At 43.1% G+C, this 25,851-nt stretch carries 21 protein-coding genes; all 21 read left to right on the top strand.

The window, feature by feature from the left end:
- Positions 1-97 precede the first annotated feature (97 nt).
- The 21 genes from pyrH to TY49_RS17510 all read left to right on the top strand — a co-directional run bounded on the left by pyrH (position 98) and on the right by TY49_RS17510 (position 25,630).
- A complete protein-coding gene (pyrH, locus tag TY49_RS17610; protein WP_041967223.1) occupies positions 98-823 on the top strand; it encodes a UMP kinase in 726 nt (241 codons plus the stop codon).
- On the top strand, positions 823-1,380 hold the full coding sequence (gene frr / locus TY49_RS17605; protein ID WP_041967222.1) for a ribosome recycling factor: 558 nt from the start codon (positions 823-825) through the stop codon (positions 1,378-1,380). The genes pyrH and frr overlap by 1 nt, the downstream gene beginning before the upstream one ends.
- Before the next feature lie 421 nt (positions 1,381-1,801).
- Positions 1,802-2,578, top strand: a complete 777-nt coding sequence (gene uppS, locus TY49_RS17600) for an undecaprenyl pyrophosphate synthase (RefSeq protein WP_041967221.1) — start codon at positions 1,802-1,804, stop codon at positions 2,576-2,578.
- A gap of 19 nt (positions 2,579-2,597) precedes the next feature.
- On the top strand, positions 2,598-3,386 hold the full coding sequence (locus TY49_RS17595) for a phosphatidate cytidylyltransferase (RefSeq protein ID WP_041967220.1): 789 nt from the start codon (positions 2,598-2,600) through the stop codon (positions 3,384-3,386).
- Between the two features lie 108 nt (positions 3,387-3,494).
- Complete coding sequence (dxr, locus tag TY49_RS17590) at positions 3,495-4,637, top strand: 1-deoxy-D-xylulose-5-phosphate reductoisomerase (RefSeq protein ID WP_041967219.1); 1,143 nt, start codon at positions 3,495-3,497, stop codon at positions 4,635-4,637.
- Between the two features lie 51 nt (positions 4,638-4,688).
- Complete coding sequence (rseP, locus tag TY49_RS17585) at positions 4,689-5,951, top strand: RIP metalloprotease RseP (protein WP_041967218.1); 1,263 nt, start codon at positions 4,689-4,691, stop codon at positions 5,949-5,951.
- 98 nt (positions 5,952-6,049) lie between these two features.
- Positions 6,050-7,753, top strand: coding sequence for a proline--tRNA ligase (locus TY49_RS17580; protein WP_041967217.1), 1,704 nt, complete (start codon positions 6,050-6,052; stop codon positions 7,751-7,753).
- Between the two features lie 348 nt (positions 7,754-8,101).
- Positions 8,102-12,427, top strand: coding sequence for a PolC-type DNA polymerase III (locus TY49_RS17575; RefSeq protein WP_041967216.1), 4,326 nt, complete (start codon positions 8,102-8,104; stop codon positions 12,425-12,427).
- Between the two features lie 203 nt (positions 12,428-12,630).
- Positions 12,631-13,101, top strand: a complete 471-nt coding sequence (rimP, locus tag TY49_RS17570) for a ribosome maturation factor RimP (RefSeq protein ID WP_041967215.1) — start codon at positions 12,631-12,633, stop codon at positions 13,099-13,101.
- A gap of 202 nt (positions 13,102-13,303) precedes the next feature.
- Positions 13,304-14,413, top strand: a complete 1,110-nt coding sequence (nusA, locus tag TY49_RS17565; RefSeq protein WP_041967214.1) for a transcription termination factor NusA — start codon at positions 13,304-13,306, stop codon at positions 14,411-14,413.
- Positions 14,414-14,429: 16 nt separating this feature from the next.
- On the top strand, positions 14,430-14,711 hold the full coding sequence (rnpM, locus tag TY49_RS17560) for an RNase P modulator RnpM (RefSeq protein ID WP_041967254.1): 282 nt from the start codon (positions 14,430-14,432) through the stop codon (positions 14,709-14,711).
- Positions 14,711-15,013, top strand: coding sequence for a YlxQ family RNA-binding protein (locus tag TY49_RS17555; RefSeq protein ID WP_041967213.1), 303 nt, complete (start codon positions 14,711-14,713; stop codon positions 15,011-15,013). The genes rnpM and TY49_RS17555 overlap by 1 nt, the downstream gene beginning before the upstream one ends.
- A gap of 19 nt (positions 15,014-15,032) precedes the next feature.
- A complete protein-coding gene (gene infB, locus TY49_RS17550; protein ID WP_041967212.1) occupies positions 15,033-17,330 on the top strand; it encodes a translation initiation factor IF-2 in 2,298 nt (765 codons plus the stop codon).
- The gene (locus TY49_RS17545) at positions 17,330-17,611 is read left to right on the top strand and encodes a DUF503 domain-containing protein (protein ID WP_041967211.1); all 282 of its coding nucleotides are present in this window, start codon (positions 17,330-17,332) and stop codon (positions 17,609-17,611) included. The genes infB and TY49_RS17545 overlap by 1 nt, the downstream gene beginning before the upstream one ends.
- Before the next feature lie 19 nt (positions 17,612-17,630).
- On the top strand, positions 17,631-18,011 hold the full coding sequence (gene rbfA / locus TY49_RS17540) for a 30S ribosome-binding factor RbfA (RefSeq protein WP_041967210.1): 381 nt from the start codon (positions 17,631-17,633) through the stop codon (positions 18,009-18,011).
- A gap of 319 nt (positions 18,012-18,330) precedes the next feature.
- Positions 18,331-19,248: a tRNA pseudouridine(55) synthase TruB gene (gene truB / locus TY49_RS17535; protein WP_041967209.1), complete on the top strand. Its 918-nt coding sequence runs from the start codon at positions 18,331-18,333 to the stop codon at positions 19,246-19,248.
- An 87-nt stretch (positions 19,249-19,335) separates the two neighbouring features.
- On the top strand, positions 19,336-20,289 hold the full coding sequence (gene ribF, locus TY49_RS17530; protein ID WP_041967208.1) for a bifunctional riboflavin kinase/FAD synthetase: 954 nt from the start codon (positions 19,336-19,338) through the stop codon (positions 20,287-20,289).
- Between the two features lie 122 nt (positions 20,290-20,411).
- A complete protein-coding gene (gene rpsO / locus TY49_RS17525) occupies positions 20,412-20,681 on the top strand; it encodes a 30S ribosomal protein S15 (RefSeq protein ID WP_023614845.1) in 270 nt (89 codons plus the stop codon).
- 292 nt (positions 20,682-20,973) lie between these two features.
- Positions 20,974-23,091 (top strand): polyribonucleotide nucleotidyltransferase, encoded by a 2,118-nt coding sequence (gene pnp, locus TY49_RS17520; protein ID WP_041967207.1) that lies wholly within the window; start codon positions 20,974-20,976, stop codon positions 23,089-23,091.
- Between the two features lie 256 nt (positions 23,092-23,347).
- The gene (locus TY49_RS17515) at positions 23,348-24,313 is read left to right on the top strand and encodes a polysaccharide deacetylase family protein (RefSeq protein WP_041967206.1); all 966 of its coding nucleotides are present in this window, start codon (positions 23,348-23,350) and stop codon (positions 24,311-24,313) included.
- A gap of 84 nt (positions 24,314-24,397) precedes the next feature.
- Positions 24,398-25,630, top strand: a complete 1,233-nt coding sequence (locus TY49_RS17510) for a M16 family metallopeptidase (protein ID WP_041967205.1) — start codon at positions 24,398-24,400, stop codon at positions 25,628-25,630.
- Positions 25,631-25,851: the final 221 nt, after the last annotated feature.

Here is a 25,851-nt window from a genome sequence, read left to right as displayed (position 1 = left end):
TCGAGTGTTCCCTGTTTTTGGACATAGCTTTAATTAGGCTTTCAGTTAAGCGTACACTTGCTTTTGAGAGGCCTTAAATTACATATGGAGGTACCCTATGACGAGCCCTAAATACAAAAGAGTTGTTTTAAAGTTAAGTGGAGAAGCATTAGCCGGAGAACAAGGATTTGGCATCAATCCGTCGGTAATCAAAAATGTTGCAGACCAGGTGAAAGAGATTGCAGAACTGGGTGTTGAGGTCGCTGTTGTTGTAGGCGGAGGAAATATCTGGAGAGGCAAAATCGGTGAAGAAATGGGAATGGACAGAGCGACGGCAGACTATATGGGCATGCTTGCTACCGTCATGAATTCACTGTCATTACAGGACAGCCTGGAACAAGCGGGAATCGAGACAAGGGTTCAAACTTCCATCGAAATGCGCCAGGTGGCAGAGCCTTACATCAGAAGAAGAGCAATCAGGCATCTGGAGAAGACGCGCGTCGTCATTTTTGCTGCAGGAACAGGAAATCCGTACTTCTCAACGGATACAACAGCTGCATTGCGTGCTGCTGAGATTGAAGCAGATGTTATCCTTATGGCAAAGAATAACGTTGATGGCGTTTATTCGGCAGACCCGCGAGTTGACAAAAACGCAACAAAATATGAAGAATTATCATACCTGGATGTGCTGAAGGAAGGTCTAGCAGTCATGGATTCAACAGCTTCATCCCTGTGTATGGACAATGATATCCCGTTAATTGTATTCTCTATTATGGAGAAAGGTAATATTAAACGAGCAGTAATGGGTGAAACAATCGGAACAATCGTGAGGGGGAAAAACTAATGCCAAAACAAGCAATTGCTAATGCGAAAGAAAGAATGTCAAAAGCGATCCAAGCTTATACCCGCGAACTTGCAAGCATCCGTGCAGGGAGAGCAAGCGCCTCTCTTTTAGACAGAGTACAGGTGGATTACTATGGAGCACCAACTCCAGTCAATCAACTTGCTGGTATTTCTGTACCTGAAGCGCGTCTTTTGGTTATCCAGCCATATGATAAGACAATCCTTGGTGAAATAGAAAAAGCAATCTTAAAGTCAGATCTTGGATTGAATCCTTCAAACGATGGGTCAATCATCAGGATCGCGATTCCTCAGCTGACTGAGGAACGACGCAAGGAGCTTGCAAAGCAAGTTAAAAAGGAAGCTGAAGAAGCAAAGATCGCTATCCGCAATATTCGTCGCGATGGCAACGAAGATTTGAAGAAGCTAGAGAAAAATGGAGAAATCACAGAAGATGACCTTCGTGGATACTCTGACGATATTCAGAAGCTAACGGATGAACATATCGCAAAAATCGATCAGATTACAAAAGACAAAGAAAAAGAAATCATGGAAGTGTAAAGCTTCTATTGTAGTCAACATCGAAAACCCTCTGTTTTCCAGAGGGTTTTTTCTCTATACATATACCGGGTGATCAAAGTTTTGAAAAACAAAGAGTTTATGAAAACGGCCTGAATGATAGAATATAATAATATTGGCTGTTACATTCTGTTTTACTACCAAACAACATATTCTGTATATAAGGCTCCTTTTGTTTAGGAGCAGGCTGGATTTGTAGAATATTAAGAAGTAGTCCAACGGTTTATAGAGATATCTTTTTTCTTTTTTGGTATGATAGTGGCATATGGAAATGAAAGAAAGAAGAAAAGGATCGCTTTTAATGAGCAGTCCGGCTTCAGCGCCAAACGAATTCCAGGCATAGTAAGTGCCTGGGTGTATGAATTATTGGAGCTAAAGATAATCTTTTGGGGGAGCTGTCCGAATGTTAAATAAAATGAATCCGTGGAAGAAGGATCAAAATCCTTCCAGTTTCCGTGATCGCGTACTTCAAATTAAAAATCATGAAGTCCCTTCCTATGTTGCCATTATCATGGATGGTAATGGGCGTTGGGCTAAAAAACGCGCTTTGCCCCGGGTTGCTGGCCATCATGAAGGCATGAAGGTTGTCCGCAAAATAACCAAGCTGGCCAATGAGCTCGGTGTTAAGACACTTACTGTTTATGCTTTTTCTACAGAGAACTGGAAAAGGCCCAAAATGGAAGTTGATTTCCTGATGAAACTGCCCGAAGAATTCCTCGGCACCTTCCTTCCTGAATTAATAGAAGAAAATGTCCGTGTCGAAATGATTGGATATATGGATAAGCTTCCAGAGCATACGAAAAGGGCAGTCGGAAAAGCGATGGAAGATACAAAGAATAATACCGGCCTTGTCCTGAACTTTGCCCTTAACTATGGCAGTCGGGCAGAAATCATTGATGGTGTTAAAAGGGTAATGGATGATGTTAAAAATGGTATTATTACCGAAAATGAGCTGAACGAAGAAGTCTTCTCTTCTTATCTCATGACAAAAGATTTGAATGATCCTGATCTGTTAATCAGGACAAGTGGTGAAATCCGCTTAAGTAATTTTATGCTTTGGCAGCTGGCATACACAGAGTTCTGGTTTACTGATGTACTGTGGCCAGATTTTGATGAAGAACATTTTGTCGAAGCAATTGAAGCATTCCAGGGCCGCCAGCGGCGTTTTGGAGGAGTATAAAAAAGGTGTGAATAAATAGATGAAGCAGAGAATCATTACAGCAGTCATAGCAGCGGCTATTTTTCTTCCAATCGTTATTTTTGGAGGCTGGCCATTTATTGCAATGGTTTACCTAATAGCTTCCGTAGCTTTATATGAAGCACTCAAGATGAAGCAAATAAAGCTTTTTTCCGTTCCAGGGATTCTTTCTTTGTTATTATTATGGATTTTCTTGATTCCCGACCAATATAGTGGATTTCTTAATCAAATTGATTATACAAAACTGGAGCTTTTCTTTCTTGGAGTGCTGTTATTTCTGACGTATACGGTCATAACTAAAAATCGCTTCACTTTTGAGGAAGTTGCTTTTTCCATCATGTCTACACTTTATGTTGGACTTGGTTTTTATTTCTTCATTGAAACTAGAGAAGCAAACCTGACATATGTGTTTTATTCACTGTTCATTATATGGGCTACCGATTCAGGAGCCTATTTTATCGGCCGGGCAATTGGCAAACATAAGCTTTGGCCTGAAATCAGTCCGAACAAGACAACAGAAGGCTTTTTTGGCGGAATAGTTTCTGCACTTATAGTTGCCGTCCTGTTCAGTGTGTTTGGAGATATGAAAGTACCGACTATGATCCTTCTTATAGCGACTGCATTTTTGTCTGTGTTTGGCCAAGTAGGGGATCTTGTCGAGTCAGCACTAAAACGTCATTACAATGTTAAGGATTCCGGGAACATTCTTCCTGGCCATGGAGGCATGCTTGACCGCTTTGACAGCCTGTTGTTTGTCTGGCCGTTAATTCATTTATTCCATTTATTATAATGGAGCCGCCAAGGTTATTATTCGTCTGGAGAAATCTGACAAAACCACTGAATTTTGAATATACCGGGTACGTATTGTTTCCCGTTGGAGATATTAGGAGTGAAATTTGTGAAAAGAATCAGTTTGTTGGGAGCGACAGGATCGATAGGAATCCAAACGCTTGATGTAATCAGGGAGCATCCTGAAGAATTTGAGCTTGTATCGATGTCTGCTGGCAGGAACATGGAACTTACCAGGAAAATTATAACTGAATTTTTGCCAGAACTGGTTTCTGTGCAAGAGAAAGACGATGCTGAACGATTAAAGGCAGATTTTCCACAGGTGAAGATTGTGTATGGACTAGAAGGTCTCGAGGAGGCTGCAGTTTTTCATAAGGCAGATATACTTGTAAATGCAGTACTCGGAAGTGTTGGACTCGGACCGACACTGGGAGCGATAAGATCCGGTAAGGCGATTGCGATCGCGAATAAGGAAACACTGGTCACTGCAGGCCATATCGTGATGGAAGAGGCGAAGCGGTATAACGTGCCCATCCTTCCAGTTGATAGTGAGCATTCTGCGATCTTCCAGGCCTTGCAGGGCGAAAAAGAAAAAAATATTGAGAGACTGATCCTCACGGCATCGGGAGGAAGCTTCAGAGATCGGACCAGGGAAGAACTGCAGGGCGTTACAAAAGCAGATGCATTGAACCACCCTAACTGGTCGATGGGGGCAAAAATTACGATTGATTCCGCAACAATGATGAATAAAGGGTTAGAGGTCATTGAGGCGCATTGGCTATTCTCTCTCCCTTATGACGATATTTCTGTCATCCTCCATCGCGAAAGCATCATTCATTCGATGGTAGAATTCCATGACACGAGTATTATGGCCCAGTTGGGAACACCAGATATGAAAGTGCCAATTCAATACGCTCTTACATACCCAGACAGGCTCCCGCTAGTTTCGGGGAAAAGGCTGAATCTGGCGGAAATTGGCCGGCTTCACTTTACAGAAATGGATTTCAACCGGTTCCGCTGCCTGAAATTTGCTTATGAAGCTGGTCGGGCAGGAGGCACAATGCCGGCAGTCATGAATGCTGCAAATGAAGCAGCGGTAGCATCCTTTTTGGACGACAGAATCACTTTCCTCCAAATTGAAGACTTGATAGAGAGAGCAATGGAAAGCCATAGCACCATAGAAAACCCTGACCTTGAAACGATTCAAGAGGTAGACAAAGAGACAAGAAGGTATGTAAAGTCACTATTATAAATTTTAGTCTCAAGAGTAGAGTCTTATCCTATTAAAAGGTGGTTAGAAAATTTGAATACAGTTATTGCCTTTATCGTCATTTTTGGCGCCCTGGTATTCTTTCATGAACTTGGGCACTTGATTTTCGCCAAACGAGCAGGTATCCTCTGCCGTGAATTTGCAATTGGGTTCGGTCCAAAGGTCTTTTCTTTTAAGAAAAATGAAACGACTTATACCATCCGCCTCCTTCCAATCGGAGGGTTTGTCAGAATGGCTGGCGAAGATCCTGAAATGATTGAGATCAAGCCAGGGCATAGAATAGGTTTGCTTTTTAACAAGAGTGAAGAAGTTCAAAAAATCATTCTGAATAATAAGGAAAAGTATCCTGATGCACGAATAGTAGAAGTGGAAAGAGCCGATATTGAACACGATCTTTTTATAAAAGGTTATGAAGAAGGGGAGGACGACAGCAAGCTGACAACCTTCCAAATTAGTAAAACAGCGGTTCTTGTCGAGAACGGGGTAGAGACGCAGATTGCTCCATTTGACAGGCAATTCGGTTCCAAGACGCTTGGGCAAAGAACATTGGCAATCTTCGCTGGGCCGATGATGAACTTTATCCTGGCGTTGGTTATTTTCATTATTCTAGCCATCTTCCAGGGGATTCCTTCCAATGAACCTGTTCTAGGAAAACTGACTCCAGATGGAAGTGCGCTTAAGGCGGGGTTGCAAGAAGGTGACGTTGTAAACAGCATTGAGGGATCAGAAGTCTCAAGTTGGCAGGATGTTGTTGAAATTATCCGCAAGAACCCAGGGAATGAGCTTGATTTCTCAATAGTACGTGAAGGTCAGAGTATGGATCTGCCAGTTACACCTGAAGTTAAGGACGTTGAAGGCGAAAAGATCGGATTGATTGGCGTATACAGTCCTGTTGAGAAGTCGCCATTAAAATCGATTTCTTACGGTGTGAAGGAAACATATTTTTGGACAATAGAAATATTCTCTATGCTAGGGAAATTGTTGACCGGCCAATTTTCGATAGATGCATTATCAGGACCGGTAGGCATTTATGTTTCTACTGACACGGTTGCTAAATCCGGAATCTTCTATCTTATGAAATGGGCCGCGATCCTAAGTATCAACCTGGGAATCATGAATCTCCTTCCATTCCCGGCACTTGATGGCGGCAGGTTGACCTTCTTTGCGGTTGAAGCGCTAAGAGGAAAACCAATCGACAAGCAAAAGGAAGGAATGGTCCACTTTGTTGGCTTCGCATTATTAATGCTGCTGATGCTTGTGGTAACTTGGAACGATATTCAAAGATTCTTCCTGTAAGTTATCATATCCACTGACACATTTAACTTCCTGCCCGGACCGCACCGGGCAGGAAAATTTTTTAATAAACATGAAATAATCTTATGAGGTGCAAATCAATGAAACAGAGTATGTCGCTTATTCCTACATTAAGAGAAGTACCTTCTGATGCAGAAGTCAAGAGTCATCAGATGTTGCTTAGGGCTGGATTCATTCGCCAAAACGCAAGCGGTGTTTATACATATATGCCTTTAGGGCGCAAGGTACTGCAAAAAGTCGAGGCAATCATTAGAGAAGAAATGAACAATGCTGGAGCTGCTGAGTTATTCATGCCAGCACTTCAGCAAGCTGAACTATGGCAGGAATCGGGGCGCTGGTATTCTTATGGTCCGGAGCTTATGAGATTAAAAGACAGACATGACCGCGAGTTCGCCCTTGGTGCGACCCATGAAGAGGTCATCACTAGCCTTGTCCGCGATGAGGTAAAATCTTATAAACGTCTTCCGTTGACACTTTACCAGATTCAGACCAAATTCCGTGATGAAAAACGTCCAAGATTTGGTCTCCTCCGCGGCCGTGAGTTCATCATGAAGGACGCATACTCTTTCCATGCGACACAAGAGAGCCTGCATGAGGTTTATGAACGTCTGTTCCAGGCTTACTCCAATGTGTTCAGACGTTGTGGCTTGAACTTCCGTGCCGTTATCGCTGACTCGGGTGCAATGGGAGGGAAGGATACTCATGAATTCATGGTCCTTTCAGATATCGGTGAAGATACGATTGCCTATTCTGATACGTCTCAATATGCAGCAAATATTGAGATGGCACCAGTAACTGCTGTATATGAGAAGAGCAGTGAACCTGCAAAGGAACTTGAAAAAGTACACACAGAAAACAAGGAGACCATTGAAGAAGTATCATCCTTCCTTAATATAGAGTCAAAAGATTGCATCAAATCCTTGTTCTTCAAAGTGGATGATCGCTATGTACTTGTATTAGTGCGTGGGGACCATGAAGTGAACGATATTAAATTGAAGAATCACTTGGAGGCTTCAGTTGTTGAACTTGCAGATACAAAGACGACGAAAGAGGTTCTGGGCTGCTCAGTTGGTTCACTAGGGCCGGTCGGAGTCGAAAACGTTGAGGTAATCGCAGACAATGCGGTGCAGGCAATGGTCAATGGAGTTTGCGGAGCGAATGAAGAAGATTACCACTTTAAGAATGTAAATCCAGAGCGTGATTTCAAGGTGGATTCTTATACAGACCTGCGCTTCATCAAAGAAGGAGATCCTTCTCCAGATGGCCATGGAACAATACTCTTCGCTAAAGGCATAGAAGTCGGACATGTTTTCAAGCTAGGGACGAGATACAGTGAAGCAATGAATGCCGAGATCCTTGACGAGAATGGAAGAACAAAGCCGATGATCATGGGCTGCTATGGAATTGGTGTATCCCGGACAATGGCCGCTGTAGCAGAACAATTCAATGATGAAAATGGCCTTGTGTGGCCTACCAACATTGCACCATTCGATGTCCATCTCATCGCGGTGAACATGAAAGACAGCGCACAGGCAGAATTGGCTCATGACCTATACTTAAGCCTGCAGTCGGCAGGAATGGAAGTACTTATGGATGATCGCCAGGAAAGACCTGGAGTGAAATTCGCGGATTCAGACCTGATTGGTTTGCCTGTAAGAGTTACAGTAGGTAAGAAAGCCGGAGAAGGAATCGTCGAAGTCAAAATCCGTAAAAACGGCGAAATGAAAGAAGTACAAAAAGATGAATTAGCAGTTACCTTGAAAAACATTTTGAAAGAACTATAAACAATCGGCGGATCCTTTAATAGGGTCCGCTTTTTATCGATGTAGAAGTCCTCCTGATTTATCGTCACATTAAAAATCATCACGCAGTCGTCTAGAAAAAATGTTGCGGTCGCCTGTGTATCCTGGAGGTTAGTTGGTCCTCGATAAAACTGAGCTGAAAGTGTCTGACACCACAAGAATTATATTCCTAATAGAACACTGAAATGGTAATATCAAACACAGGTAACGGGACATTCATTTTATGTTATAATAACCTTTGCTATTAAACACGTTTTGATACAATTACACAAACGGGCAATTTGGCCCGATAGATAGAATTTAAGCTTTTCAGATGGGAGAGAAATAACCATGGGTGATCTTTCTTCAGGGAAAAAAGAAAGGTTTCAGCTCCTGCTGCAACAGCTGCAGCTAACAGAAGATGCAATTGTCACTCATTTTCAAAATGCTGAAATTGACAGGGTAGTGATTGAAAAACAGGCAAGGAAATGGCATTTCTTTTTCCAGTTTGAAAGAATCATTCCTTGTCAGCTGTATAACACATTCATAGGCAAGCTGGAACAAACTTTCTCACATATTGCGAAAATAACATACTCGGTAAGAGTACTTGAACAGGCAATCAGTGACGAGAAAATCCTTGATTACTGGAAGTCGTGCATTAAAGAAATAGATGGCATCGCTCCGCCGTTGTTAAAACTCCTGAATGAACAAGTACCACAAATCCAGGGAACTAAACTCATTTTAACAGCAAGAAATGAAGCCGAAGGGCTAGCGCTTAAACGTAAATATGGTGGCATTATTGCTGAAATCTACCAGAGCTTCGGATTTCCTTTACTGACGATAGATACGGTCGTAAGTGAAGAAAGTTCTTCAGATGAATATGAAAAATTCATGAAGGCAAAAGAGAAGGAAGACCAGGAACGCGGTCTGATGGCAATGATCGAGATGCAGAAGAAGGAAGCTGAACAAGCCAAGGGAGATGGATCGCCGCAGGATGGGCCTGTTAATATTGGGCTTACGATTAAGGACGATGCTGACTTCCGCAAACTTGAAGACATCGTTGATGAAGAGCGCCGGGTAGCCGTTGAAGGATTTGTATTCTTTGCCGAAACGAAAGAACTTCGCAGCGGCAGAACACTTTTGACATTTAAGATCACTGATTACACAAGCTCCATCATAGTAAAAATGTTCTCGCGCGATAAAGAAGACGCCGCTCTTTACCAGCGTGTTTCAAAAGGAATGTGGCTCAAGGTACGAGGCAGTATCCAGAACGACACATTTGTCCGCGATCTTGTCATGATTGGAAATGACGTTAACGAAATCAAGCCTAAGGGAAGAATTGATTCAGCGCCAGAAGGCGAAAAAAGAGTCGAACTTCACCTCCACTCACCAATGAGCCAGATGGACGCAGTGACATCTGTCAGCGCACTGGTTGCCCAGGCAGCAAAGTGGGGTCACAAAGCTGTGGCAATTACGGACCACGCAGTTGTACAATCCTTTCCAGAAGCATTCGGGGCAGGAAAGAAAAATGATATCAAGATTCTCTACGGTGTGGAAATTAACCTGGTTGATGATGGTGTGCCGATTGCCTATAATAGCTCGCACAGATTGCTTGCAGATGATACGTATGTCGTATTTGACGTTGAAACAACAGGTTTGTCTGCGGTTTACGATACAATCATTGAACTTGCTGCTGTTAAAATCCGAGGCGGTGAAATCATTGATCGTTTCGAGTCATTCGCAAATCCACATCACCGGTTGTCTGCAACGACGATCAACCTTACCGGGATTACAGATGATATGGTCCGCAATGCGCCAGAAGTGAGTGAAGTCCTGCAAAAGTTCCAAGAATGGACAGGAGACTGTGTCCTGGTTGCCCACAATGCTTCATTCGATATGGGCTTCCTGAATGTCGGCTATAAAAAAATTGGTCTGGGCAAAGCGCCAAATCCAGTTATCGATACATTGGAGCTTGGCCGCTTCCTGTATCCTGACATGAAGAACCATAGATTGAATACATTAGCCAAGAAATTCGATATTGAATTGACACAGCATCACCGTGCGATATATGATGCCGAGGCTACGGGTTATCTATTGCTCCGTATGCTGAAGGATGCTGCTGAAAAAGGGCTTGAATACCATGACCAACTGAATGACAATATGGGCCAGGGTAAAGCCTACCAGCGTGCACGTCCTTACCATGCGACATTGCTGGCGCAGAATGAAGTTGGCATGAAAAATATCTTTAAATTAGTATCAATAGCACATATTGATTATTTTTACCGTGTGCCACGAATCCCGAGGTCTGTTTTAAATAAACACCGTGAAGGGATCCTGATAGGGTCGGGCTGTGATAAAGGTGAAGTTTTTGAGGGCATGATGCAGAAGGGGCCTGAAGAGGTCGAAGAAGCAGCACAGTTTTATGACTACCTCGAAGTCCATCCCAAGGCTGTTTATGCACACTTGCTCGAGCTGGAACTAGTCCGGGACCAGAAGGCACTTGAGGATATAATTAACAATATCGTCAAGCTTGGGGAGAAGCTGGACCTACCAGTAGTTGCTACAGGCAATGTTCACTACTTGAATGAAATTGATAAAATATACCGCAAAATCCTGGTCAATTCCCAGGGCGGCGCCAACCCGCTCAACCGCCACGAGCTTCCAGATGTGCATTTCAGGACAACGAATGAAATGCTCGATGCCTTTAAGTTTTTGGGAGAAGAAAAGGCAAAAGAGATTGTTGTGGAAAACACAAACAAGATCGCTGACATGATCGATGTCATCAAGCCGATTAAAGACGATCTTTACACGCCGAAAATTGAAGGCGCGGACGAAGAAATGCGCAGCATGAGCTACGGAATGGCCCGCAGCATCTATGGTGACGAACTTCCTGAAATCGTTGAGGCCCGTCTTGAAAAAGAATTGAAGAGTATCATTGACAACGGATTTGCTGTTATCTATTTGATTTCTCATAAACTTGTTAAAAAGTCGCTGGATGATGGTTATCTCGTAGGTTCACGTGGTTCGGTAGGATCCTCTTTCGTAGCTACCATGACGGAAATCACCGAGGTCAATCCACTTCCGCCGCACTATGTATGTCCTAAGTGCAAAAAATCAGAGTTCTTTAATGATGGATCAGTAGGTTCTGGATTTGACCTTCCCGACAAGGACTGTCCGGATTGCGGCATTAAATATAAAAAAGACGGCCATGATATTCCCTTTGAGACCTTCCTTGGTTTCAAAGGGGACAAGGTTCCCGATATCGATTTGAACTTCTCGGGCGAATATCAGCCACGTGCCCATAACTATACAAAAGTATTGTTTGGAGAGGACTATGTTTACCGCGCGGGAACGATTGGTACCGTTGCGGATAAGACGGCCTATGGTTATGTAAAAGGCTACCAGGGTGACAATAACCTGCAGCTTCGCGGTGCGGAAATTGACCGTCTGGCATCCGGCTGCACCGGTGTGAAACGGACGACTGGCCAGCACCCCGGCGGAATCATCGTTGTTCCGGATTACATGGATATTTTTGATTTTTCACCCATCCAGTTCCCGGCAGACAGCAGCACATCAGAATGGAAAACAACCCATTTTGATTTCCATTCAATTCACGATAATTTGTTGAAGTTGGATATTCTTGGGCACGATGACCCAACCGTGATCAGGATGCTTCAAGATTTAAGCGGGATTGACCCAAAGACAATTCCTACTGACGACCCTGAAGTCATGAAGATTTTCAGCGGGACAGAATCTATCGGTGTGACTGAAGAACAAATTATGTCGAAGACTGGCTCATTGGGTATTCCGGAATTCGGTACGCGCTTTGTTCGCCAGATGCTTGAGGATACGAAGCCAACGACATTCTCGGAACTCGTACAGATATCGGGTCTTTCCCACGGTACGGATGTTTGGCTCGGAAATGCGCAGGAATTGATCCATAACAATATCTGTAACCTCAGCGAAGTAATCGGCTGCCGTGATGATATCATGGTATACCTTATTTACCAGGGACTTGAGCCGGCATTTGCTTTTAAAATCATGGAATCGGTCCGTAAGGGTAAAGGCCTGACAGATGAAATGGAAGAAGAAATGCGCAAGAATAAAGTTCCGGAATGGTATATCGATTCTTGTAAAAAGATCAAGTACATGTTCCCTAAAGCCCACGCGGCTGCTTATGTTTTAATGGCGGTGAGGATTGCGTATTTCAAAGTGCACCATCCGCTTATGTATTATGCAGCATACTTCACAGTCAGGGCAGATGACTTCGATGTTGATGCAATGGTCCGTGGTTCAGAGAGCATCCGGGCGGTGATTGAGGAAATCAACGCTAAGGGGCTTGAAGCTTCGACAAAAGAAAAGAACTTGATGACCGTTATGGAACTCGCGCTTGAGATGTGTGAGCGTGGATTTGGATTCGCTAAAGTCGATTTATACAAATCAAGCGCGTCAGAATTCATCATCGATGGCGATAAGCTGATCCCGCCGTTCAATGCGATACCTGGACTCGGAACAAACGCGGCGATTAATATCGTTAAAGCCCGTGGAGAAGGAGAATTCCTGTCTAAGGAAGACCTGCAGCAGCGAGGAAAGATCTCCAAAACTATTCTTGAATACCTGGACAACCATGGCTGCCTTGAGGGCATGCCAGACCAGAACCAGTTATCATTGTTCTAATTTAGCTTATTGGAAAAGCAAGCTATAACTGCCGTTTGTTTGCAATAAATATCTGGTTATGTTATATTTTTATTGGAAATACTAAGGATATCTCTGGCAGATGAGAGTGGGGCAACCCGCTCTTTCTTGTTTGTTAGGCACTTTTACGGGGATAAAAACCAAATAGTGATTAAGTAATGAGGTTGTGTCAAAGGAGGGATTTTATGAGCAAGGTTACCGAAGTTGTGGAAGAGCTAGTAACTCCCATCTTAAATGAAAACGAACTAGAATTGGTAGACATCGAATATGTCAAAGAAGGAAAGAACTGGTTCCTGCGCGTATACATTGATAAGGACAACGGAATTGATATCGAAGAATGCGGCATCGTCAGTGAGCGCCTTAGCGAAAAGCTCGATGCCATGGATCCAATCCCGCATAACTACTTTTTGGAAGTCTCCTCACCAGGTGCAGAACGTCCGCTGAAAAAGGAGAAAGATTATCAAAAAGCAATTGGCAAGAATGTCTTCATTAAGACCTATGAACCAATCGATGGGGAAAAGGCTTTTGAGGGGGTCTTAACTGATTATAATGGAGAAACTGTCACTGTTGATGTGAAGATTAAAACTCGCAAGAAAACAGTCGTTATCCCATTTGATAAAATTGCCAGCGCGAGACTCGCTGTCACTTTTTCATAATCTGTCCAGAATATATCTTCAGTTAATTAATTAAAGGATCGTTTCGAACCTGTTGTTTTTAGGCAAAGCTCAAGCATGCATAAACGCTAACCTCCCCTTGGTGGCAGATGAAAACGTTTAAGGTTTGAGCTGGTGGACAGAGGGCAGAGTTTCGAAAAGAGCCTTACAAAGTAGGGTAGTAAAAAAGGGGGATTTATATCTCATGAGCAGCGAATTGATGGATGCTCTTACGATTCTTGAAAAAGAAAAAGGAATTTCCAGGGACGTCTTAATTGATGCAATCGAGGCGGCGCTTATTTCAGCGTATCGACGTAACTTTAATCAGGCGCAAAACGTCCGTATTGATTTAAACCTTGGCAATGGTTCCATGCGCGTTTTTGCGAGGAAAGAAGTAGTCGATGAAGTTTTCGATCCGCGTTTGGAAATCTCTCTAGAAGAGGCACAGAAAATTAATCCGAATTACGTGGTAGAAGATGTCGTTGAACTTGAAGTCACGCCTAAGGATTTCGGAAGGATAGCTGCGCAGACTGCCAAGCAGGTAGTTACTCAGCGTGTCCGTGAAGCAGAAAGAGGAATTATCTATTCTGAGTTCATCGATCGTGAAGAAGATATCATGACAGGTATCGTTCAGCGTCAGGATCCTAAGTTCATCTATGTAAGCCTGGGGAAAATCGAGGCGATCCTGCCAGCGAATGAACAAATGCCGAACGAACATTATAAGCCTCACGACCGCATCAAAGTATTTATCACCAAGGTTGAAAAAACCACTAAAGGTCCACAAATCTTCGTTTCCAGAACCCATCCGGGACTGTTAAAGAGACTTTTCGAGATTGAAGTTCCTGAGATTTATGATGGAACTGTTGAAATTAAATCAGTTGCGCGTGAAGCAGGGGACCGCTCTAAGATCTCTGTTCACTCAGACAATCAAGAAGTGGATCCAGTTGGTTCATGTGTCGGCCCTCGTGGAAATCGTGTCCAGGCTGTCGTCAATGAGCTTAAGGGTGAAAAAATCGATATCGTGAAATGGTCTGAAGACCCAGTCGTATTTGTTGCCAACGCGTTGAGCCCATCAAAGGTTCTTGATGTCATTGTCAACGAAGAAGAAAAAGCGACTACGGTTATTGTTCCTGATTACCAGCTATCGCTTGCAATCGGAAAGCGCGGGCAAAATGCGCGTCTTGCCGCTAAGTTGACTGGTTGGAAGATTGACATCAAAGCAGAAACTGAGGCAAGGGAGTCCGGGATTTATCCTCGTGACAATGAGCCGCTTTTAACTGCAGGTGACGATTTTGAAGATGAAGACATCGATTAAGGTGAGGTGAATGATCGTGAACAGCCGTAAAAAGGTTCCTATGCGAAAATGTGTCGCTACCGGTGAAATGAGACCGAAAAAAGAACTAGTTCGCATCGTTCGCTCCAAGGAAGGGGAAGTCTCCATCGACCTGACAGGCAAAAAATCAGGCCGAGGCGCTTACCTTTCTAAAGAAAAAGAAGCAGTGCAATTAGCAAAGAAACGAAATATATTGTCCAAACAGCTTGAAACACAAGTGGACGATGCAATATATGATGAGTTGAATGACCTCATCGAAAAGGAGAGCAGACTATCCTGATGAACTCAAATCAATGGATGTCATTGCTTGGCTTAGCCAATCGAGCACGGAAAATTATTTCAGGGGAAGAGCTTTCCGTCAAAGAAATCAGAAGCGGGAAGGCGAAGCTCATTTTGCTTTCTGCGGATGCATCCGCAAATACTACAAAAAAGATTACCGACAAGTGCAAATCTTATAATGTGCCTTACAAAGTGGTCCCGGACCGGTACCAGCTTGGCCAGGCGATTGGCAAGGAAGCACGTGTTGTAGTAGCCCTGTTGGACGAGGGTTTTGCAAAAAAACTGTTGACGTTGCTCGATTAATTCTAGCGGGGGTGAAGATATGAGTAAAACACGCGTTTATGAATATGCAAAGAAGCATAATTTATCGAGTAAAGACGTGATTATAAAATTAAAAGAAATGAACATTGAGGTTTCTAATCATATGACGACTATGGAAGATGAAACCATAAAGAAACTCGATGCTGTCTATAATAAAAAAGAAGATAAGCCGCAAGCACAGGCAAAGCCTCAGCAGCAAAGCCAGCAAAAAGCTTCACAGGGACAGAATCAAGCTCAGCACCGCAATCAAGGCCAAAAGCCTAACCAGGGACAGAATCGCAATCAGTCCCAAAATCAGCAAAAAACCAGCCAGGCACAGCCAAAAGCTCAGCTTAAGACAACAGCTAGCGCTTTTTCAGACGACGAGCGTCGTGCAACAACTCCTGAGAAAGTGAAAACTTCAGCAGTTGCTAAGAAGCCTGGGAACTCCCAGCCTTTTAATAAAAACAATAAGAACAAACAAAATAAGAATAGAAACCAGCAAAACCAGAATAAGGGCAGACAGAATCAGCAGCAGGCTCCACAACAGCCTAAGAAGGTTAAAGAGCTTCCTTCAAAGATTACTTTCAGTGACTCTTTGACAGTAGCTGAATTAGCCAAGAAGCTGAACCGTGAGCCGTCTGAGATCATCAAGAAGCTCTTTATGCTTGGTGTAATGGCTACGATCAACCAGGATCTTGATAAGGATGCAATTGAATTGATTGCAACTGATTATGGAGTAGAAGTTGAAGAAGAAATCAAGATTGACACAACTGACCTTGAGGTTTATTTCACAGAAGATGATGAAGCATCTATGATTGAAAGACCATCAGTTGTAACGATTATGGGTCACGTTGACCATGGTAAAACAACCTTGCTTGATTCAATCCGCAACACGAAAGTGACTGCAGGAGAAGCAGGCGGCATCACTCAGCACATCGGTGCATACCAGGTAGAAGAAAACGGCAAAAAAATCACATTCCTTGATACACCTGGTCACGCAGCGTTTACAACAATGCGTGCTCGAGGTGCAAAGATTACCGATATCACAATCCTTGTTGTAGCTGCAGATGACGGTGTAAAGCCACAGACTGTGGAAGCATTGAACCATGCTAAAGCTGCCAATGTACCTATTATCGTAGCAGTTAATAAAATGGACAAACCAACAGCAAATCCGGATCGTGTTATGCAGGAGCTAACTGAATACGGACTTGTTCCAGAGGCATGGGGCGGCGAAACAGTTTTTGTTCCGATTTCTGCCTTAACAGGAGAAGGTCTCGATAACCTGCTGGAAATGATTTTGCTTGTTGGTGAAGTTGAAGAATATAAAGCAAATCCTAATCGAAATGCTATCGGTACTGTAATCGAAGCGCAGCTTGATAAAGGCCGCGGATCTGTTGCTACTTTGCTTGTCCAAAACGGTACATTGAAGATTGGTGATCCAATAGTAGTGGGTAATACCTTTGGACGTGTTCGTGCAATGGTAAGTGATGTAGGCCGCCGTGTTAAAGAAGCAGGCCCTTCAGCCCCTGTAGAAATCACAGGCTTGAACGATGTTCCGCAAGCAGGCGATCGCTTTGTAGTATTCGATGATGAAAAGACTGCCCGCCAGGTTGGAGAAATCCGTTCACAGCAGGCTGTACAGGCACAAAGAAGCGAAAAAGCTCGCGTCAGCCTCGATACTTTGTTTGAACATATGAAACAAGGGGAAATGAAAGACCTAAATCTAATTATCAAAGCCGACGTCCAAGGTTCAGTTGAAGCACTTGCAGCAGCATTGCAAAAACTGGATGTGGAAGGTGTAAATGTAAGAATCATTCACACTGGTGTTGGTGCGATCAATGAGTCTGACATCACACTTGCAGCAGCTTCTAACGGTATCGTCATCGGTTTCAACGTCCGTCCGGACAATAATGCTAAGCGCGCTGCAGAGTCAGAGAGCGTTGATATCCGACTTCACCGCATTATTTACAAAGTGATCGAAGAAATCGAATCAGCGATGAAGGGTATGCTTGATCCGGTTTATGCCGAAAAGATCATCGGCCAGGCTGAAGTCCGCCAGACGTTCAAGGTATCGAAAATCGGAACAATTGCCGGTTCATATGTTACTGACGGTAAAATCACCCGTGACAGCGGTGTTCGTTTGATCCGTGACGGAGTCGTCATCTTTGAAGGGGAAGTCGATGCATTAAAACGTTTCAAGGATGATGCCAAAGAAGTAGCTCAGGGCTATGAATGTGGTATTACCATTAAAAACTTCAAAGATGTCAAGGAAGGCGACGTCATTGAAGCATATATCATGGAAGAAGTGGAACGTTAATGGTAGTAGGCTTAGCAGCCTGTGAGTGCATCATCTATGATGCTCATTCTCTAAAAGAAAAGAGAGCTGTCTTGCAGCGGATTATTACAAGGCTGAAGCAGAAGTACAATATTTCGGTTTCTGAAGTAGATCATCATGATGTTTGGCAGCGGACAACAATTGCAGTTGCCGCCGTATCGGCATCGAAGGTGTCTACTGAAAGAGAGCTTCAGAATGCCTTGAAAATGATTGATTCTTTTCCGGAGATCGAACGTACCATCACCGAAATAGAATGGCTTTGATAGAACGAGGTGATTGAAAATGGGTCATAGAGTAAATCGTGTTGGCGAACAAATGAAGAAAGAAATAGGCGATATCATCAGCCGTAAAATCAAGGATCCGCGAGTAGGTTTCGTAACAGTAACGGATGTCGAGGTTACAGGGGATCTTCAGCAGGCAAAGGTGTATATTTCTGTTTTAGGCGACGAACAACAGAGGGAAGACACTCTTAAAGGATTAGCGAAGGCCAAGGGCTTCATCAGGACAGAAATTGGCCAGCGAATCCGCCTGAGAAAGACTCCTGAACTGATCTTTGAATTTGATGAAACGATGGCTTATGGCAATCGTATCAATTCGCTAATCCATGAGCTGCATAGGGATGAGCAGCCTGGAGAAGAAGAGCAAGAAAAGGACAATGATTAAACGGATAGACATAATTGTCAGAACCGTTGATCTTGATATGAAAAATGGATAGACACTTTTGTCTATCCATTTTTTTCGAAAAGAGTCGTAAAAACGAAAATATACATGGCTGTTTTCATAAAGGTTGTTGTTAAAATCCTAAAGCCGATTTTAACGTGATAAAAAGCATTTTGTAGGTCGGTATTAAGTTTGCAAGCTCTTTTCTCATAATATGCTTTAATTTTGTGAAGAAACATAGGTCATTCAATTCTACTTTGTAGCCAATAGCAACAAAGTTTGAGAAAAGAGCCTAATACATAAAAGAATCGAGGTAAAAGAAATGGAAGGGATTCTGCCTCTATTTAAACCAGCGGGAATGACTTCGCATGATTGTGTGTTTAAACTCAGGAAACTGCTAAGAACAAAGAAGGTCGGGCATACAGGCACACTTGACCCTGATGTGACTGGAGTATTGCCAATTTGTATTGGCAAGGCGACAAAAATTGCCGAATACATTACAGATGCAGGTAAGGCATATGAGGGTGAAGTCACCCTTGGATTCACGACCACTACCGAAGATGCTTCAGGTGAGAAGGTCGAGGAAAAACAAGTTGACAGGGTAATAAAAAGTGACGAGATCTTACGGGTCCTCCAGTCGCTGGAGGGTGAAATTGAACAGACACCACCAATGTATTCAGCTGTAAAAGTAAACGGAAAAAAATTATACGAGTATGCAAGACAAGGGATCGAAGTCGAAAGGCCAACCAGGAAGGTCACTATTTATGGCATAGAACTTCTTGATGACAGGGATTCTTTTGAAGGTCAGCAGGTTAGCTTTAAATTCCGAGTATCATGCAGCAAGGGCACGTACATTCGAACATTGGCAGTGACGATTGGGGAAAAATTAGGCTATCCTGCACATATGTCTTCCCTTGTGAGAATACAATCCGCTGACTTCACTATTGAGGACTGCTATACTTTTGAACAGCTTGAAGAATTGGCAGAAGAAAGCGAGCTGGAGACTGCTCTGCACCCATTGGAAGCTGGTATTTCTTATTTGCCGAAATATCGCATTAATGATAAAGTAGCAGGGAAAGTGAAAAATGGGGCACTGCTTACAATCCCGGAGGATTTTAAGGGGATTGACGGTCCTATCGTAGTAGAAACAGAAGACGAAAAAGCGCTCGCGATCTACAGGGTACACCCAACCAAAATTGGGATGATGAAGCCTGATAAAGTACTAAGAAATGAGCAGTAGTCTATCTTTTGCTTTTTCTTATTAATAAGCAATTATTGCAATTGTCTTAATAAATGAGCAGCTGGGTCAGAAAAGGTGAGTAATATCGTGAAATTGATTAAGCTAAACCACCCTCATGAATATAGAAGAGAAGATTTTCCAGCGATGGCTATGGCCCTGGGCTATTTTGATGGAGTACATTTAGGGCATCAGCAGGTCATCAAAGAAGCAAAAAAAGAGGCTGAAGCCAAAGGCCTGAAGAGTGCGGTCATGACCTTTGATCCTCATCCTTCTGTAGTTCTTGGCAAGAGCGTCCAACACATGGAATATATAACACCCTTGGATGATAAAACTCGAATAGTCGAGGATATAGGGGTGGATTACTTATTTGTTGTCAACTTCTCAATCGAATTCTCAAGTCTTTTGCCCCAGGAATTTGTCGATCAATATATCATCGGGTTGAATGTACACCATGTTGTAGCAGGATTTGACTATTCTTACGGCAAAATGGGGAAAGGGAATATGGAGACAATCCAGTTCCATTCGAGAGGTAAATTCGATTTTACAGTAGTATCAAAGCTGTCCAATCAAGAAGAAGAAAAGGTTAGCTCTACTTTGATCCGTACCCTTCTAAGGGACGGAAAGGTGGAGGAGATGCCCACATTGCTAGGGAGATTTCACACCACTAAGGGAACAGTTATAAATGGAGAACGCCGCGGACGCACAATCGGTTTTCCGACGGCGAATGTTCAGATGGAAGACCAGTACATTCTTCCTCCTACAGGTGTTTACGCCGTAAAGATCCAGATTGAAGGAGCATGGCATGAAGGTGTATGCAATGTCGGCTACAAACCAACCTTCCACAAGGAGAAAAAGGACAAACCATCAGTGGAAGTCCACATCTTCAATTTTAACAAAGAGATCTACGGGGAGTCAGCAGCGATAGAGTGGCATCTGCGCCTAAGAAGTGAGCGGAAATTCGAGGGAATACAGCAGCTTGTCGCCCAAATCGAAAAAGACAAGCAAGAAGCATTGCTCTACTTTGAAAAAAACAAGGGTTAGACTTGCTTTTTGTCGTAAAAAGATGTATTCTTATTAACGTATCAAAAAAGAACCTTTGCTTGGCAAGTCGAGTCACCGACGCTTGCTCGGTAACAGGGGATTACTAATTGGAGGTGAAACGGATGGCAATCACAAAAGAACGTAAAAACGAACTTATCAACGAATTCAAGACTCACGAAAGTGATACTGGATCTCCAGAAGTTCAAATCGCTGTCCTTACTGCAGAAATCAACACATTGAACGACCACTTGCGCGTTCATAAGAAGGACCACCACTCACGTCGCGGTCTTTTAAAAATGGTAGGTAAGCGTCGTAATCTTTTGACTTACCTTCGTAACAAGGATGTTGCTCGTTACCGCGAGTTAATCAACAAGCTTGGTCTACGTAGATAGTCTTTAAAAGCGGGATTTATCCCGCTTTTTTATTAGGTAAAATTTTTGAATGTACATAACATTATATTGATATTAAGCGCTGTGTTTTGGCGCATACTATAACATAAAAAGTCTTCTCCTGAAGCAGGACAGGCAATTAAAACGATGTCTGATTAACCAGACTCGTCTTATGTGTTTTAATCTCTTTTATAAAGGTATATTTGTTATAAGACAGGCAATGGTACTGTTTTTAAATAATTTTCCCAGATAGTAAATCTGGATGGATTTTCATGGTAGAGAGGGGCTTAAATGTATGGAACAAGAAAAACAAAGTTTTTCCTTTGACTGGGCAGGCCGTAAACTGACAGTTGAAATTGGGCAGCTTGCTAAGCAGGCAAATGGAGCTGTACTTGTCCGTTACGGCGATACAGCAGTACTAAGTACTGCAACTGCTTCAAAAGAACCGAAGAATTTAGACTTTTTCCCGCTAACAGTAAATTATGAAGAAAGATTATATGCTGTTGGTAAAATCCCAGGCGGTTTTATTAAGCGTGAAGGACGTCCAAGTGAGAAGGCTATCCTGGCCAGCCGCTTGATTGACCGTCCAATCCGTCCGTTATTCGCTGATGGTTTCCGTAATGATGTCCAAGTAATCAGCATCGTCATGAGTGTGGATCAAAACTGTTCGTCAGAAATGGCAGCGATGTTTGGTTCTTCACTGGCACTATGTGTATCAGATATTCCATTTGAGGGACCGATCGCTGGTGTGACAGTTGGAAGAATCGATGGAAAGTTCATTATCAATCCTTCTGTTGAAGAAACAGAAAAGAGTGATATGCATCTTGTTGTTGCGGGTACAATGGATGCGATCAACATGGTTGAAGCAGGTGCTGATGAGGTTCCTGAAGAAGTAATGCTTGAAGCAATCATGTTTGGACATGACGAAATCAAGCGTCTCATTGCTTTCCAACAGGAAATCGTGGCACAGGTTGGTAAAGTGAAGCGCGAAATTACTCTTTTTGAAATAGACAAAGAGTTAGAAGCGGAAGTGCGCGGGATTTGCGAACAAGACATGCTTGCTGCAATCCAGGTACAAGAAAAGCATGCACGCGAAGACGCAATCAAAGAAGTGAAAAATTCCGTTGTTGCTCGATATGAAGAGCAGGAAGCGGATGCAGACCAGCTTAAAATGGTGAAACAGATCCTTGATAAAATCGTCAAAGGTGAAGTGCGCCGTTTGATTACGGAAGAAAAAGTACGTCCAGACGGCCGTGGAGTCGACGAAATCCGCCCGCTTTCTTCAGAAGTAGGCATGCTTCCGCGAACTCATGGTTCGGGCTTGTTCACAAGGGGACAAACACAGGCTTTGAGCATCTGTACACTTGGAGCTATGGGGGATGTCCAAATCCTTGATGGCCTTGGAATCGAAGAAGAAAAACGTTTTATGCACCATTATAACTTCCCATTATTCTCTGTAGGTGAAACTGGGCCGATTCGCGGACCAGGCCGACGTGAAATTGGGCACGGTGCACTTGGTGAACGTGCGCTTGAACCTGTTATCCCTAATGAAAAAGACTTCCCATATACAGTACGCCTTGTATCCGAGGTTCTTGAATCAAATGGTTCTACTTCACAGGCGAGTATTTGTGCAAGTACATTAGCTTTGATGGATGCTGGTGTGCCGATTAAATCACCGGTAGCTGGTATTGCTATGGGTCTAATCAAATCAGGAGAACACTACTCTATTCTCTCTGATATCCAGGGTATGGAAGACCACCTTGGTGACATGGACTTCAAAGTAGCCGGAACGGCAAAAGGTGTTACGGCATTGCAGATGGATATCAAGATTGATGGGTTATCCCGTGAGATTCTTGATGAAGCGTTACAACAGGCGAAAAAAGGTCGTATGCATATTCTTGAATCTATGCTTGCCACTATCAAAGAACCACGTGAGCAGCTTTCACAATATGCTCCTAAAATCATTACGATGTGGATCAAGCCGGATAAAATTCGTGACGTCATTGGGCCAAGCGGAAAACAGATCAATAAAATCATTGAAGAAACTGGCGTAAAAATCGATATCGAACAAGATGGTACGGTATTTATTGGTTCAGTAGACGAAGAAATGATTCAAAGGGCCAAGAAAATCATCGAAGATATCGTCCGTGAAGTCGAAGTCGGAGAGATGTATCTTGGCAAAGTCCGCCGCATCGAAAAGTTTGGTGCGTTTGTGGAAATCTTCCCTGGAAAAGACGGTTTGGTACACATTTCCGAGCTTGCTGAAGAGCGGGTAGGAAAAGTTGAAGATGTCCTTAAGCTGGGAGATGAACTTCTCGTTAAGGTCACTGAAATCGACAAGCAAGGAAGAGTCAATCTTTCACGCAAGGCAGTGTTAAAAGAACAGCGTGAAAAAGCTGAAAAACAATCTTAATTAGTGAAGGCCGGGGCCAATCCCGGCCTTTTTAATGTTTTCTCAAAGCCTCTTTCTTTACAACCCCAAGCTCAGCTCCATCCTCAGCAGCTTCCCGCGATTGCCAGAGCCTTAGCCTCTCTTTTCTGATCGCTCACTATTGTCTTTCGTTCTACCTTGTCCTTCTGCTTCATAAAATAAAATACGGCCTTGTTTGTACATCCGAGACTCAAAGCCATTTCTATGAAGAGACCTTACAGAAGAGGAGGCACTTTAAATGAGAAAGTTCATATTAATTTCTGTCATGTTGATTGCAGGCTGGACCATGGTGAATAATCCATTCTCTCATACATATGTAACAGGACTTAAAACCGGGACTCTTGCGGTGACAGGGAATAAGAATTCATTGATGTCAGAAATCGAAATGAAAGCAAAAGAATATGAAATTGAACCTTCGGATGCCAGGAAGGATCCGGTCTGGAAGGTAATCCCCGGGTACAACGGTCTTAAAGTAGATGTGAAAAAATCATTTAGCAAGATGGAGAAGGAAGGGGAATTTGACCCGGAAAAGCTAGTCTTTAAACAGGTACCTCCTGAAATCCATCTAAGTGATTTGCCGCCCATGGCAATTTACAAAGGACATCCTGAAAAGCCAATGGTCAGCTTTATTATCAATGTAGCATGGGGAAATGAGTATTTGTCCGGGATGCTGGCGACATTGAAGAAGCATAATGTGACCGCTAGTTTTTTTCTTGAAGGCAGATGGGTAAAGAATAATCCAGGTATGGCGAAAATGATTGCTGATGCAGGTCATGAGATAGGAAACCATTCATTTACGCATCCAAATATGAAGCAGCTTTCTGCTCCTAAAATCAATGAAGAGATTAGGAGGACAAATGAAGTTATTGAAGCAGTGACCGGGGTGAAAACCAAATGGTTCGCTCCACCGAGCGGGTATTACAAGGACGAGGTAGTTGAAATTGCCGCAGCCCATAAGTTAGGAACTGTCATGTGGAGTGTTGATACAATCGACTGGCAGAAGCCATCGCCAGAAAAACTGATCAACAGGGTGATGGGTAAGGTTCATAATGGCGCAATGATTTTAATGCATCCAACAGAGTCGACGGCTGCCTCACTCGACCAATTAATCACACAAATAAAAGGTAAAGATCTACAAATTGGAACTGTATCAAATATGTTGAGTGAAAATCGGATAGTATCTGCAAAAAAAATGAAAGAATAGCATTGTATTTGGAAAAAGTAAGTTAAATGGACTATACTAAGTAAATGCAGAAGTTTTAGCAGCACGTTCCAGAGGAGGAATATAATGATAAAGAAATATACATGCCAAAACGGTGTAAGAATCGTACTAGAACAAATCCCAACTGTCCGTTCTGTCGCAATCGGAGTATGGATCGGAACGGGCTCCCGTAATGAAAACCCAGAGAATAATGGGATTTCCCATTTCCTTGAGCATATGTTCTTCAAAGGCACCAAAACAAGGTCTGCCAGAGAAATCGCAGAGTCCTTTGACAGCATTGGCGGCCAGGTGAATGCATTCACTTCCAAGGAATATACTTGCTATTACGCTAAGGTGTTAGATAATCATGCACAATATGCACTTGAAGTTTTAGCCGATATGTTCTTTAATTCTACCTTTGATTCAGAGGAGCTAAATAAAGAGAAGAACGTTGTAAATGAAGAAATCAAGATGTATGAAGATACACCTGATGATATCGTGCATGATTTGCTTAGTCAGGCTGTTTATGGTGACCATCCACTGGGGTATCCAATCCTTGGTACGGAAGAAACGCTCCAAAGTTTTACCGGAGAAAAATTGGAGCAATATATGCATGATACTTACAGACCGGAAAACGTGGTCATTTCCATTGCTGGGAATGTTCCGGAATCTTTCATTAATAATGCTGAAAAATTCTTTGGGTCATATGAAGCGAGCAAAGAGAATATGGAGTATGAGAAACCAGCGTTCCATGCAAAACAGGCTTCCCGGAAAAAAGAAACTGAACAAGCACATCTGTGCCTTGGGTTTGAAGGATTGCAAATTGGCCATTCAGACGTCTATAGCCTAATTGTCTTGAACAATGTACTGGGTGGCAGCATGAGCAGCAGATTGTTCCAGGAGGTACGTGAACAACGCGGCCTTGCTTATTCTGTATTTTCCTATCACTCCGCTTATCGCGACAGCGGAATGGTGACTATTTATGGCGGCACCGGTGCAAATCAGCTTGGCGTTTTATATGAAACAATCCAGGACACACTCGGAAAGCTGCGCGCAGACGGAATTACGGAGAAAGAACTCAACAACAGCAAAGAGCAGCTAAAAGGCAGTCTGATGCTAAGTCTTGAGAGCACAAACAGCCGTATGAGCAGAAACGGAAAAAATGAACTTCTGCTAAGAAGACACCGCTCCCTTGATGAAATCGTCGAACAAATCGACCAGGTGACCAAGGATAGCGTCGACGGCATGGCAAATAAGATCTTCACAGACAAATACTCTGTTTCGTTGATCAGTCCGAATGGCGAACTGCCAAACTTATAAAATTGTCCCATTGCAGCAGCTTCCATGTGAAGCTGCTGTTTTTAATCCATTCAGTAACGGGCCTCAGTGGAAAGTAGAATAACCGGGTGATTCTTGACAGCTTTATGATCTTCTTCAGAAAAGCTGTCAAGAAAACGAAAGAATCGTGACAGGTTTGGTCACTGCTGCAGAAAAGTTGTCAAGAAAACGAAGGAATCGTGACAGCTTTGGGCTCTGCTGCT

Source organism: Mesobacillus selenatarsenatis SF-1 (assembly GCF_000813125.1).
Taxonomy (GTDB): domain Bacteria; phylum Bacillota; class Bacilli; order Bacillales; family Cytobacillaceae; genus Mesobacillus; species Mesobacillus selenatarsenatis.
The sequence above is the reverse complement of the archived record's forward strand: the minus strand, read 5'-3'. Positions and strand labels throughout refer to the sequence as shown.